The 12,378-nt window shown below is 66.5% G+C and carries 15 protein-coding genes; 10 read left to right on the top strand and 5 right to left on the bottom strand.

The window, feature by feature from the left end; translation table 11 throughout:
• Window position 1: 1 nt before the first annotated feature.
• From CQY20_RS13990 to CQY20_RS13980, 3 genes are read left to right on the top strand one after another with little or no spacing between them, the layout of a single operon-like run.
• Entirely contained in the window at window positions 2-1,531 is a 1,530-nt protein-coding gene (locus CQY20_RS13990) for an AMP-binding protein (protein WP_097940693.1), read from the top strand.
• Complete coding sequence (locus CQY20_RS13985) at window positions 1,531-2,307, top strand: SDR family NAD(P)-dependent oxidoreductase (RefSeq protein WP_097940692.1); 777 nt, start codon at window positions 1,531-1,533, stop codon at window positions 2,305-2,307. Before CQY20_RS13990 ends, CQY20_RS13985 begins: the two co-directional genes overlap by 1 nt.
• Entirely contained in the window at window positions 2,304-3,770 is a 1,467-nt protein-coding gene (locus CQY20_RS13980) for an acyl-CoA synthetase (protein WP_097940691.1), read from the top strand. Before CQY20_RS13985 ends, CQY20_RS13980 begins: the two co-directional genes overlap by 4 nt.
• Here the strand turns inward: CQY20_RS13980 and CQY20_RS13975 are convergent, their stop codons facing one another.
• On the bottom strand, window positions 3,771-4,757 hold the full coding sequence (locus tag CQY20_RS13975; RefSeq protein ID WP_097940690.1) for an esterase family protein: 987 nt from the start codon (window positions 4,755-4,757) through the stop codon (window positions 3,771-3,773). It abuts the gene before it with no gap.
• Window positions 4,758-5,012: 255 nt separating this feature from the next.
• Here CQY20_RS13975 and CQY20_RS13970 point away from each other — a divergent pair, with 255 nt between their 5' ends.
• Window positions 5,013-5,414: a DUF732 domain-containing protein gene (locus tag CQY20_RS13970; protein WP_097940689.1), complete on the top strand. Its 402-nt coding sequence runs from the start codon at window positions 5,013-5,015 to the stop codon at window positions 5,412-5,414.
• Window positions 5,415-5,432: 18 nt separating this feature from the next.
• Window positions 5,433-5,879 carry a DUF5078 domain-containing protein gene (locus CQY20_RS13965; protein ID WP_097940688.1) on the top strand — a complete coding sequence of 149 codons (447 nt, stop codon included), beginning with the start codon at window positions 5,433-5,435 and terminating at the stop codon, window positions 5,877-5,879.
• An 18-nt stretch (window positions 5,880-5,897) separates the two neighbouring features.
• Here CQY20_RS13965 and CQY20_RS13960 read toward each other — a convergent pair whose 3' ends face one another.
• Window positions 5,898-6,272 carry a hypothetical protein gene (locus CQY20_RS13960; RefSeq protein WP_097940687.1) on the bottom strand — a complete coding sequence of 125 codons (375 nt, stop codon included), beginning with the start codon at window positions 6,270-6,272 and terminating at the stop codon, window positions 5,898-5,900.
• Between the two features lie 200 nt (window positions 6,273-6,472).
• Between CQY20_RS13960 and CQY20_RS34850 the strand changes: the two genes are divergently transcribed.
• The 3 genes from CQY20_RS34850 to CQY20_RS13950 all read left to right on the top strand — a co-directional run bounded on the left by CQY20_RS34850 (window position 6,473) and on the right by CQY20_RS13950 (window position 8,084).
• Window positions 6,473-6,640 carry a hypothetical protein gene (locus CQY20_RS34850; RefSeq protein ID WP_163700247.1) on the top strand — a complete coding sequence of 56 codons (168 nt, stop codon included), beginning with the start codon at window positions 6,473-6,475 and terminating at the stop codon, window positions 6,638-6,640.
• A gap of 127 nt (window positions 6,641-6,767) precedes the next feature.
• A complete protein-coding gene (locus CQY20_RS13955) occupies window positions 6,768-7,352 on the top strand; it encodes a cutinase family protein (RefSeq protein ID WP_371871074.1) in 585 nt (194 codons plus the stop codon).
• Between the two features lie 39 nt (window positions 7,353-7,391).
• Window positions 7,392-8,084, top strand: coding sequence for a cutinase family protein (locus CQY20_RS13950; RefSeq protein WP_097940685.1), 693 nt, complete (start codon window positions 7,392-7,394; stop codon window positions 8,082-8,084).
• Here CQY20_RS13950 and CQY20_RS13945 read toward each other — a convergent pair.
• Window positions 8,035-9,360, bottom strand: a complete 1,326-nt coding sequence (locus CQY20_RS13945; RefSeq protein ID WP_097940684.1) for an acyltransferase family protein — start codon at window positions 9,358-9,360, stop codon at window positions 8,035-8,037. The two genes, CQY20_RS13950 and CQY20_RS13945, sit on opposite strands and share 50 nt — an antisense overlap.
• A gap of 158 nt (window positions 9,361-9,518) precedes the next feature.
• Between CQY20_RS13945 and CQY20_RS13940 the strand changes: the two genes are divergently transcribed.
• Complete coding sequence (locus CQY20_RS13940; protein ID WP_097940683.1) at window positions 9,519-9,839, top strand: DUF732 domain-containing protein; 321 nt, start codon at window positions 9,519-9,521, stop codon at window positions 9,837-9,839.
• 69 nt (window positions 9,840-9,908) lie between these two features.
• Here the strand turns inward: CQY20_RS13940 and CQY20_RS13935 are convergent, their stop codons facing one another.
• On the bottom strand, window positions 9,909-10,235 hold the full coding sequence (locus tag CQY20_RS13935) for a hypothetical protein (RefSeq protein ID WP_097940682.1): 327 nt from the start codon (window positions 10,233-10,235) through the stop codon (window positions 9,909-9,911).
• Between the two features lie 317 nt (window positions 10,236-10,552).
• Between CQY20_RS13935 and CQY20_RS13930 the strand changes: the two genes are divergently transcribed.
• Complete coding sequence (locus CQY20_RS13930; protein ID WP_097940681.1) at window positions 10,553-10,957, top strand: hypothetical protein; 405 nt, start codon at window positions 10,553-10,555, stop codon at window positions 10,955-10,957.
• A 48-nt stretch (window positions 10,958-11,005) separates the two neighbouring features.
• Here the strand turns inward: CQY20_RS13930 and CQY20_RS13925 are convergent, their stop codons facing one another.
• A complete protein-coding gene (locus tag CQY20_RS13925; protein WP_163700250.1) occupies window positions 11,006-11,632 on the bottom strand; it encodes a DUF732 domain-containing protein in 627 nt (208 codons plus the stop codon).
• Window positions 11,633-12,378: the final 746 nt, after the last annotated feature.

Raw genomic sequence — 12,378 nt, 5'->3', positions numbered from 1 at the left:
CATGCCGACGCTGGCCGGCTGGCTCCTCGAGGCCGCACGCGAAACGCCGCGACGCGTCGCGCTGATCGACGGCGAGGTCCGGCTGGACTGCGAAACGCTGTGTGCGCAGGCGCAGACGATGGCCCAGGCGATCCTCGCGCGCATCCCGTCCGGCGGCGTGCTGTCGTTCATGCTGCCGAACTGGTACGAGGCCGCGGTGGTCTACCTGGCGGCGACGTTCGCAGGCGTCGCGGTCAACCCGATACTGCCCTCGCTGCGCGACCGCGAACTGCGCTACATCCTCGACGACGTCGACAGCCGGATGATCTTCGTGCCCAGCGGGTTCCGTGGCCACGATTACCGCGCCATGCTCGAGCGCGTCGCCGCGCAGCTGGACTCGCCGCCCGAGGTCGTCGTCGTGCGAGGAGAGCCGGGTCCGCACACCGCCTATGACGTGCTGCTCGAACCGCAGACGGCCGATCATGAGTTCCCGACGCTCGATCCCGACGACGTGCGGATGATCCTCTACACCTCGGGCACCACAGGTCGGCCGAAAGGCGTTCTACACAGCCATAATTCGATCCACGCGCTGATCCGCCAGCTACGTGACCACTGGTTCATCGAGCCCGGTGACAAGTTCGTGGTGCCCTCGCCCATCGCCCACATCGGCGGTTCCATCTACGCGTTCGAGTGCCCGCTGCTGCTGGGCACCACCGCCGTGCTGATGGAACGCTGGGATCCCGACGCGGCGGTGACGCTGATGTCGGCCGAGCGGTGCACCCACATGGCGGGCGCGACGCCGTTTCTCGAGGGCCTGCTCGGTGCGGCCGAACGCGCCGATACCCGACTGCCCGACCTCAAGGTGTTCATCTGCGGTGGCGCGTCCGTTCCGCCGTCGTTGATCCGCAGGGCGGCAGCGTATTTCGAGCGCGCCGTGGTCACCAGGGTGTACGGGTCGACGGAAGTGCCCGTCACCACCGTCGGCTCCCCCACCGATCCCGACCGCGCGGCCGACACCGACGGGCGGCCCGGCATCGCCGACGTCAAGCTGATCCCGCACGAGGCCGCACCACCGGGATCCGGTGAGATCTGCGCCCGCGGACCTCAGATGCTGATCGGCTACCGGCACCCCGAGGACGAACAGGGCTGCTTCGACGACGAAGGCTATTTCCGCACCGGCGATCTGGCGCAGTGGGTGGACAAAGACCATCTCGTCGTCACCGGCAGGGCCAAGGACATCATCATCCGCAGCGGCGAGAACATCGCGCCGAAGGAGATCGAGGACATCCTCGCCGGACATCCGGACATCGTCGAGATCGCCATCGTCGGGCTTCCCGACGAGCGGACCGGCGAACGGGCCTGCGCGGTCATCGTTCCCAAGGCGGCGCCGGGGCCAGGCGTCGACGATCTGCGCGCTTTTCTCGCCGAGCACGGCGTGGCGAAATTCAAGGCACCCGAACAGGTTGTCATCGCCGACAGCCTGCCGAAGAACGATGCAGGCAAAGTCGTGAAACATCAGATCTTGGCGGCACTGACGAAGGCGGATGGGTGATGCAGGTAGCGATCGTTACGGGCGCGAGCAGCGGCATCGGATTCGGTTGCGCGACCAAGCTCGCGGAGACGGGCATGGCTGTAGTCGGTGCGGGCCGAGACGAGAACCGGCTCGCCGAACTGGAAGCCGCGATCGGCGACGCCGACCGGGTCGCCACGATCGCGGTCGATCTGACCGCCGACGACGCCCCGGCACGCATCGTCGATCTGGCCGTAACACGCTGGGGCAAGATCGATTTTCTTATCAACAACGCCGGCGTCGGCAGCCCCAAGCCGTTGCACGAAACCGACGACGAGTCGCTGGACTACTTCCTCGGCCTGATGTTGCGCGCCCCGTTCCGGTTGGCCCGCGACGTGATACCGCACATGCAGCCCGGCTCGGCGATCATCAACATCACGTCGACGTTCGCGGTCGTCGGAGGGTTGCGCGGCGGCGCCTACTCGGCGGCGAAGGGCGGGCTGACGTCGCTGACCATGCACATCGCCTGTCAGTACGGCCCGCAGGGAATCCGGTGCAACGCCGTGGCGCCGGGCGTGACGTTGACGCCGATGGTCGCGCAGCGCCTGGAGGACTCCCGGTTCCGCAAGATCAACACCGAGATGACGCCGTATCCCCGCCTCGGCGAGGTCGACGACATCGCCAGCACTGTCGCGTTCTTGTGCTCGGACGGCGCCGCCTTCATCAACGGCCAGACCATCGTCGTCGACGGCGGCTGGAGTTCGACGAAGTACCTGTCGGACTTCGCGTTGAACAGCGAATGGGTGGACAAGCAGTGAATCTGTTCGCCCTGCTCGATCAGGCGGCCGCCCGCTTCGGCGACCGCGGCGCGGTGTATCACGGTGAACGCCAGACCCATACCTGGGGCGAGCTGCGGGAGCGCGCGCTGTGCCTGGCGGGTTCGTTGCGTGCGCTGGGGCCTGGCGCACGGGTGGCGGTGGCCAGCGAGAACCGCCCGGAGATCGTCGAGCTGATGTTCGGCGTGTGGGCGGCCGAATGCGTCTACCTGCCGCTCAACTACAAGCTGCATCCCCGCGAGATGCAGCAGATCCTCGAAGATGCCGACGCCGCACTGGTTTTCGCCTCACCGATGATCGCCGCCGACCTCGGCCCTGCCACCGATGTGCCGCTTGTCGTCCTGGACAGCGACGGCTACCACGCGCGGTTCACGGCCGAGCCCGCAGCGGTGCCCTGCACCGATCCCGCCGAGTTGGCCTGGCTGTTCTACACCAGCGGAACCACCGGCCGGTCCAAGGGCGCCATGCTGTCGTACCGCAATTTGATGGCGATGACGGTCGCGCACCTCGCCGATTTCGATGCCCCCGACCAAAACTGCAGCCTGGTGCACGGCGCCCCGATGTCGCACGGGTCTGGGTTGTACATCCCGCCGTATGTGCTGCGCGGGGCGCGGCAGGTGATCCCCGCGTCGTGCGCATTCGACCCCGAAGAGTTCCTCGACCTGTGCGAGCACCACCCCGGCTGCAGCGCGTTCCTCGCGCCGACGATGGTCGCGCGGCTGGTGCAGACCGGCCGGTCCTGCCCCCGCAACCTGCGCACCGTGGTCTACGGCGGCGGGCCGATGTATGTGGACAGCCTGAAGAAGGCTCTGGCGGCGTTCGGGCCGATCTTCGTTCAGTTGTACGGGCAGGGCGAGGCGCCGATGACGATCACCGGACTGCGTCGCGCCGATCATCTCGACGCCGACGACGCGGTTCTCGGGTCGGTCGGCTATGCCCGCTCCGGGGTCGACGTCGCGGTGGTGCGCGCCGACGGCGGCGCGGCCGCGATCGGCGAGATCGGTGAAATCGTCTGCCGCGGCGACGTTGTCATGTCCGGGTACTGGAAGAATCCGGAGGCCACCGCCGCCACGCTGCAGAACGGCTGGCTGCACACCGGTGACATGGGCTCGTTCGACGAGCGTGGCTTCCTGACGCTGCGCGACCGGTCGAAGGACGTGGTGATCAGCGGCGGCTCCAACATCTATCCCCGCGAGGTGGAAGAGGCACTGCTCGAACACCCGGCCGTGGTGGAGGCCGGCGTCGTCGGCGCCAGGGACGACGAGTGGGGCGAGGTCGTGGTGGCGTTCATCGCCGGCGACGTCACGCCCGAGGAACTGGACGCGCACCTGCTGGACCGCATCGCCCGCTTCAAACGACCCAAGCGCTACGAGTTCGTCGACGAGCTGCCGAAGAACAGCTACGGCAAGGTGCTCAAACGCGAACTGCGAGAACGCTTGTCGTGATCAGACGGTAGGCGTGGCGCCCAGCACGCGCTGCATGTCGGGCTTCATCTGCTGCAGTTGTTGGCCCGCGTAGCCCCAGCTGTGGATGCCGTCGGGGAAGTTGAAGACGGCGTTGTTGCCGCCCGCCTTGATGTAGGCGTCGGCGAATCCCTTGTTCGAGTCGATCGCGAAGCTCTCGAGGAAACCGAGTCCGGCGATCGGTGCGTCGGGGCTGGCCAACGCCGGGTCGGTTGCCGTGCCGTTGCCGCAGTACACCCAGAGCCGGGTGCCGTTGGCGGCCAGCCGGGGCGCCTGCACCGTGGGATCGTTGCGCGCCCACGCCGGGTCGCCGGGCGCACCCCACATGGCCTCCGGGCTGAACCCGCCGTTCCACATCATGGCGACACCCACCTGCGTGGGCTCCTTCGACAGGTTGAGGAAGCCGGACAGGGAGCCGGCGTAGATGAACTGCTGCGGGTGGTAGGCGGCCAGCACCAGCGCGGACGACCCGCCCATCGAGAACCCCACGATCGCGTTGCCCGTCGAGCGCACGTTCTTGTTCGCGGCAAGGTAGGCGGGCAGTTCCTGGGTAAGGAACGTCTCCCATTTATAGGTGTGGGTGCCGCCGTTGCCCGCGGCGGGCGCATACCAGTCGCTGTAGAAACTCGACTTGCCACCGACCGGCATCACCACCGAGATGCCCGAGTTCTTGTACCAGTCGAAGGCGGCGGTGTTGATGTCCCAGCCGTTGAAGTCGTCGCCGGCCTCCATGCTGTCGAGCAGATACAGCGCGGGTGCGCCCTCGCCGCCGTCGGAGAACTCGACGCGGATGTCGCGGCCCATGGCCGCCGACGGCACGCTGAGTTGTTCGACCGGCACCGACGAGAACGCTGCGGCGTGAGGCACCGGTCCGACAAGCCCGATGCCGCACGGCAGCAACGCCGCGGCGAACGCTGTGAGCATCAGCCGGCGAAGTCCGGCCCCCAACCCCGAAATGACGACGGCCATCGCACCCCTCCTGCGCCCCATCCCCGTCCCAAGCCGCAGATTACGGCCACGAAGCGCAGAATTCGGCGGAATCGCGTGCTCGCGGTGCCCTTCGAGCGAATTGCCCGCCGGCCGGGTTGTGCCAGAACAAGTTATATGGGCTAAGTTAAGGGGACCCACTCGGTAGCAGATAACGACGTCCCATGGGTAACAAAAAGCCCAGAAGCAACGATTGCCCCATGGGGCCGACGAGCAATTCGGATAAGGTAGGTGCGCATGAGGGGGAAACGGCTGATTTCGACCGTCGCGGCGGTCTGCGCGGTGACGGTGCCTGGCCTGGGACTGGCGGCGCCGGCCCTCGCCGACCCGGACACGGACTTCTACAACGAACTGCACACGTACGGCATCTACGGGCAGAAGGACTACAACGCCTGGATCGGCAAGCTCGCCTGCAAGCGGCTGCACATGCACACCGATGCCGACGTCTACAAGTCCAGCGAGTGGATCCTCAAGCAGTTGGACCGGGAGAGCACCACGGCGCAGGCCTGGCAGTTCCTCGGGGCGGCGATGCGCACCTACTGCCCCGATCAGCTGCCTCTCCTGCAGAACGTCGCACAGCCGCCGGAGGCGGCGCCGGCAGCTGCACCGGCCGGACCGGCGTTGCCCGCAGAGCAATAGCGATCGAGGGAGTCGAAGATGTTGGGTAAAGCGAGCCTGGTGGCGGCCGCGATAAGCGTTGCCGCCGTGTCCATTCCGGCTGTGGCGGCGGCCGACGCCACCGACGACTACCCGATTCCGAACCGGATTTTGCGCACGCCGTGCTCGGCAGAGCAGATCATGGCCGCGGCCCGCGACACCGACCCGGTGTACTTCGAGCGGTACATGATCGACTACCACAACCACAACCCCGACGTGCAGCGGGCGACCCAGGACAAGATGCACTGGTTCTTCTCGATGGACTACGCCGGACGCAGGCAGTACTCCGAGGAACTGGTCACCAGCCTGGGCGATCCGCTGACAGGCGCGTGGCCGAACCACGCCAAGCTGTTCTTCAACAACAAGGGCGTCGCCGCGCACACCACCGACGTGTGCGCCGACTATCCGAGCGACCCGGCGATCTGGGATTATCCGGCCCACTGGTGACCGGCCGACAGCGGTAACTCAGCTGTAGTAGAGCACCGTGAAGTTGGTGCTCCACGCCTGACCCTGGCAGATCAGCGGTTGCCCGCCAGGCGACTGCGCCGATCCCGGCACCTGGTCGTCGCACGGTGCCCGCAGCGTCCGAACGCCGACCAGTGGCGGAACCGACACCCATTGATTGGTGGCGGCGCATGCATACGTGTTGCCCGCTGCGTCCAGGCCGAAGGGATGACGGCTCGAGAACGAGCAGTAGTCGGCGGGGTTGATGTTGCGGTCCAGATACGGGACGCAGTCGACGCCGTCGCATGTGGCGGGCAGCGCCGACGCGGTGCCTGCGACCATCATCGGTGAGGCGGCCACCCCGCAGGCCAAGGCCAGTGCTGCCATCAGCTTCATCTGTCATCCCCTCCGCTTACGGTCCCCGACGTCGACGGTTAGATTACCGGGGCGCCGCCTCGACTTACTTGAGTTCTCGTGGTTGTCGGTTTCTTCGCGACCTTTTCGACGCGACGGGCCGGGTCACGCGCGGCGCGACATTCCGTGAGTTGGCGCACAAATGTTGCTCTGATCGCACGGTCGGCGGGTACCCCACGCTCATGGCGGTATCGACAGTGCTCACCGCATTAGCCGGTCTAACAGTTCTGCTCGCCGTTGTGGCGATCGGGGTGCTGATGGTGTCCGGCGGCCGCGGACGTGACCGGCACTTGCCCGGCAGGGTACGTCGGTTCATCAGCGACCGGCGCCGCGACGGTCGCGGACCGTAGCAAGAGCGAACCTGTCACGAACTGATGCCGTGAGGCGACATAAGAGCATGAGCCTCAAGATCGCCACTGCCCGCGTCGGCGCCGCGTTGCCGCGTTGGGGGCCAGCGCCGCCGCCGTTGTTTCGTCGTTGATTGTCGTGCCGGAAGTCGCGGCCGCTCCCTGCCCCGACGCCGAAGTCGTGTTCGCTCGAGGCACCACCGAGCCGCCCGGCGTCGGCGGCATCGGACAAGCGTTCGTCGACTCGCTGCGGTCTCAGGTCGGTGGACGTTCGGTCGGCGTGTACGCCGTCAACTACCCCGCCAGCAACGACTTCTCCAGGAGCGCACCGGCAGGCAGCGCCGACCTCGCCGCACACGTGCAGGCAATGGCGGCCAACTGTCCGAACACCAAGATGGTGCTCGGCGGGTACTCGCAGGGCGCGGCGGTCGTCGATCTGGCGACCTCCTCGATGCCGCCCGACGTCGCCGACAATGTCGCTGCGGCAGCCGTTTTCGGCGGTCCGCGAAGTTCGTTCGCGGACAGCCTGTCTCCCGGACCGCTGCCGTCGATCGGACCGCTCTACACGGCGAAGACGATCGAGATGTGCGTGCCCAACGATCCGATCTGTTTCCAGAACGGATGGGATATGCGCGCCCACGGTGCCTATGTGCAAACGGGGATGGTCAGCGAGGCAGCCGCATTTGCCGCGAGCCGGATAATGGGAGCCGATTGAACTAGCTACGCCGAATTTGTCGGTACGGGAGGGGGCGGCATGAAGATCAGCAGAATCGCGGGTGTCGCGATCGCGGCGGTTGGCGCGGCGTTGCTGGGGGTGCCGGTTCAATCGGCGTCGGCCCAGCCGTGCCCGGACGTCGAGATCATCTTCGCCCGCGGCACCGCCGAGCCGCCCGGCGTCGGAGGGGTCGGCCAGACGTTCGTCGACGCGGTCCGGTCGCAAGCGGCGGGCAAGTCCGTCGACGTCTATCCCGTCAACTATCCCGCGAGCAGCGATTTCGGCGACCTGATGGCGTTCGCGTTCACCGTCGTCGAGGGCATCAGGGATGCCGGCGCGCATTTGGAGGCGACCGCGGCCAACTGTCCCGACACCCGCGTGGTGCTGGGCGGCTATTCGCAGGGCGCCGCGGTGGCCGGTTTCGTGACCTCGGCTGAGATCCCGCCGGGCGTGCCGCCCGAGCTGGTCCCCTCGCCGCTGCCGGTGGAAATCGCCGACCACGTCGCGGCCGTCGCGCTTTTCGGCAAGCCGTCGGATGCCTGGATGCAGCAGTACGGAGCGCCGCCGATCGTGATCGGTCCGGCCTATGCGGGAAAGACGATCGAGTTGTGCGCGCCAGGCGACACCATCTGCGACGGCACCCCCGGCGGTCCCCCGACCATGGCGCATGCGCTGTACCCGGTCAACGGGATGATGAGCGATGCGGCGAGGTTTGTCGTCGAGCGCCTGTAGCGCACATCCGCGCGGCAACCGCCGCGAGGGTGAAGCCGCCGAGCATCGTGTAACCGTCGACGCCGGCAAGGCCGTTCTTCGCCAGCAGCACCAGCGCGATCCCGGAGAGGCAGACCAGGATCCCCGCGAGGGTGGACCTGGCGCCGGTCGCGTGGACCGGGTTGTCCCACCATGGCAGCCTGCGGTGCTCGAGCGGTGACAGCGCGACGAACATCACCGCCATGACGACCGCGAAGACGGCCGCCCGCAGCCCGAGGCGCGCCCAAAAGCCCGGCGCGGCAACGTTATACGCGTCGAGACCGACCGCGTGCAGTAACAGTGTGGCGACCGCGATGGCTGGGATGTGCCACAGGTAGAGCGTCATCGCTCCCCCGTTTCCGACCGCGACGACGTGCCACACCCGAGGCCGCTGCGCCCAGCGCCGGATCGGGCCGGCGGCGGCCACGAACGCACCGGACACCCATGTGCAGTGCAGGGCCAACAGCAGGGTGGGCGGGGAGACGTTCGAGAAGTGTTCGGTCCCTGTGACGACGAGCGGGGTCTCGTAGGGGCCGAACGCGTCGAGCAGGACCTGGGCGGTGAACGCGGCGGCGGCGGCCGCGACGGCGTAGGGCATGCGCACCAGCCCGCGCGCATAGCCGACACCGATCGCGACCGGGATCAGCCAGACGATCAGGAAGTTCAGCACCGCCGACATCGGCGTACCGGTCGCGAGGCGAACGCCGTCGAGGCCGGCCGACGCCAGCAACAGCAGCGCCACCACCGCTGCCAGCGAGCGCCCCGTCCGCATGCGTGTCAGCACCGGAACGAACGCGAGCGCCACCAGATAGACACCCAGAAACCACAGCAGCGCAACGGATTCGCGGCCGATGTCGGCCGCGGAGTCAGCGCCGAGGATGGCGGCCGCCACCGCGAGGGCGACGACCCAGAACCCGAGATACCAGAACACCGGACGGCACAGCCGTTGCGCCCGCACGACCAGCCATGTCCCCCATGAGGCTCCGTGCCAGCCGTAGGCGCCGGCAGCGCCGCCGGCTAGGAAGAACAACGGCATCACCTGCACGACCCATGTGATGGGCGCCAGGGCGGGCACCGCGCCGAGCAGGTTGCCGATGCGCACGCCGGTCGAGTCGATCGTGGCGAGCAGCAGGGCGCAGTGCCCGAACATCACGACGACCAGCGCCGCGAGCCGTGCGACGTCGACGGCGCGGTCGCGGTCGGGCTTGGTGTTCGCGGCTACGGTGCCGGCGTCGGGCACAGACGAGGGAAGCGGCATGCGTTCAGGATGCCCGCCGGTTGGCGACCGCGGATGAGTAGGACTACGCGAGGACCGGATAAATAGGGAATCACCGGATATCTTGTGCGCCCGTCGCGGCCTTACGTTGCTGGTGTCGCGCGGACAGGCGCGTCCGCCAGCCTCGAAGGGACAGGCAGATGTCACGAACCTACCGGGCACTCGGGCCCGCCGCTGTTGCGCTGACCGTGGCCGCGCTGGCCGCCGCCCCCGCAGCCTCCGCCGAACCCCGCGACACGTTCCTCGACGAACTGTCCACGCTGAACGTATCGATACCGAGCGCGAATCAGGCCGACACCGTCGCCGCGGGCTACCAGGTGTGCGACGAGCTCCGCGGCGGCGTTTCGGTTCTCGATGAGATGACCAACGCGGAGAACAACTTCCAACTGCAGCCCGGCCAGGGGACTCTGTTCGTCAGCGCCGCGACGACGAACCTCTGCCCCGACTTCGCGGCAGGGTAGGAAGCATGGTGTCGGCCCGCCACCCTTGTCGGGTGACGGGCCGATCGCGGTGTCGAGATCAGGGAGCTGTCAGGGCGCTGTCTTGAACACGGGCAGCTTGCCGCCGGTCAGCACCGAGGGGCGCAGCCCGCCAGTGCGATTCGGCGGGTTGGTGACGATGACCTGGCCGCCGCGGCAGCTGACGATCTTGCCGTCGACGAAGACGTCCTGACCGTCGTCGATCGGGATGTCGTAGCCGTCGGCGTCGGTGTAATGACAGCCCTTGTCGCCACCCGGGGCGGGCTCGTTGTCCACCGCGTGAGCGGTGGCCGGGGCGAGGGCAAACGCACCGACGGCCCCGAGGAGCACTGCGGCGTACTTGATGCGGGTCAGCTTGTCGGTGGTCGACTTCGTCATGGCGGGTCCTCTCGGAGTGGATGTGGTGAAGCTGTTGAGAGGAAATGCTCCAGGTTTGGCGGGCCCCGCGTAATCGCCTGGAAGCCAGACTCGGGCCGACGGCGAGGAAGAGTTTCCTATCCCGCGGGTAAGGATTGACAAAATAGTTAAATCCCCGACGCAGTGTCGGCGCAGCTGTAGCGTAATAACGCTCTAGCACGGCTAACTTAATAGACCGACCGACGGAGGTTCCGATGTTTCACTGTGCCGCGAGGACCCGGTCCCAATCGCTGGCCGTCGCAACGGCAACCGGCGCCGCCGTCGGCTTTCTTCCCGTTATGCCCGTCGCCCAGGCCGAGCCGCTCCTGCCGCCCCAGCCCTGTGACAAGTACGTGTTCAACGGGGAGTACCGGGTCCGGGGCAGCAACGGATGGACGGTGTCGTTCAACTCCAACGGCGAATACGCGTCGGGCCCCGCCGAGGTCAGGTTCGACGACGGCGGCCGGGTTACCGGCGAGGTTGTGTCGGGCCGCGTCGTCGGCAACACCATCCAGTTCACGATCCGGTGGGAGAACAATCCACACAACCAGTGGAACTTCTGGGGCCGCACCAGCGAGGGCGGCCACACGAAGGGTGAGGAAGGCAGGGCCGCGCCGACCGACGCGACGTGGTACGCCGAAACACCGCTCGCCTGCGCCACACCTCCGGCGGCACAACTGCCTCCGGTGGAGGGGTTGCGGTAGTTCAGCGGCCAACGATTCTCGGGCGGAGAGGATTTGGGCCGAATCGACCTAATGCGACCCGACGGGTGTACCGCACAGGTCGATGAGGCCGCTCGTGAAGTTGCTGATGAAACCGCACGTGCCGTCGGCGACCCGCTGCTGATTCTCTCGGGTGGGGTTGTTGATTGCTGCGGGAACGGCATCGATCGCGCATAAGGCGAGCGATGTTCCGGTCACCTGACTGAGTCCCGGAAGCTTGTTCAACCTCGCGACCGCATCCCCGGTGTCGATGACCGGCCCGAGCGAATCGTAAGCCGCCTTCAGCTTCGTGCAATCAACAGCGGACGTCTCGCCTTGCGGGGCACAAACAGTGTTCTGCGCAGTCCTGACCATGCCGTACGCCTGGTCGATAGTGATGGCTTCGGGTCCGTTGACATTGGTTGAACCCTGGGCAAGTGCGTTCGCCATTTCATCCACTGATCTGCCCTCGGCGGTGTGTCGGCAGACCGCGTTCGCCGTTTCGACCAGCTTGGCCGGATCGCCGACGACTCCGGCGGCTTGCACCTGTTGGATATAGCGGTTCTCGGCGTCGGTGTAGGCACCTGCCGTAGGCAACGAGACAGGCGCTAAAACGCTGAGGGACAGCGCCCCTGCACTGAAAACTCCTCCAAGCACGAACAACGACCCTTGACGCAACGAAGTCTCCTCATTTCCCGGAGTGTCTGAAGGCAGCGTCCGAAACTGCTTTCCTGAGCAAATTGACGCTAACATCAAAGGCACACTTCTACAGGAGGAACAAGGACCGCCGCCCGTGCAGGTTACCTATCGCGGTTGGCTAACCGCCGGGGCGTCGGAAACCAAGAAAGGCGATTCGGGAAACTCCCAAACCGCCTCCGCCTGCGAAATTTGGTCTGGCTGGCAGTGTCTGATTCCACGACTCCACGGGCGTGTCCGCTGCTGTCCGCCAACGTCCTCTTCAAGCTGTTCACGCCAATTTCCAGGCACCGGCGAACGGTCGCGAACGCAGCCGAATCTCGCCGCGTTGCTGTACCGGTTGCTGTACGAAACGCGTCGTAACTGGGAGCTTTCGACAGGAAGATCGCACTTGGGGTACACGCCAGTTTCTGTCCACGAAAATCTTTCGAGCGCTACCTGTTGCGCTACTTACCCTAGGGAGTGCCGCGCCATCGACGGTCGTGGTCCGCCGGTGAAGCTCTGACCTGCGAAAAATCTGGTCGGGCTGACAGGATTTGAACCTGCGACCACTTGACCCCCAGTTCTTTCACGAGGCTTCAGCAAACGCAAACATAGCGTATTGCAGCAGCTCAGAACGGGTTTTCAGATCATCTGAACTCGTCGCGGAAGTGTCGCCTGCCATGAGGATGGGACCAGTGTGACCTGATTTTTGCCAGGGTGATGGGACCACCTGGATTGCCAGTTAT

Origin of the sequence: Mycolicibacterium agri (assembly GCF_002553505.1) — a bacterium.
Lineage (GTDB): Bacteria > Actinomycetota > Actinomycetes > Mycobacteriales > Mycobacteriaceae > Mycobacterium > Mycobacterium agri.
This window is presented reverse-complemented; position numbering and strand designations above follow the sequence as displayed.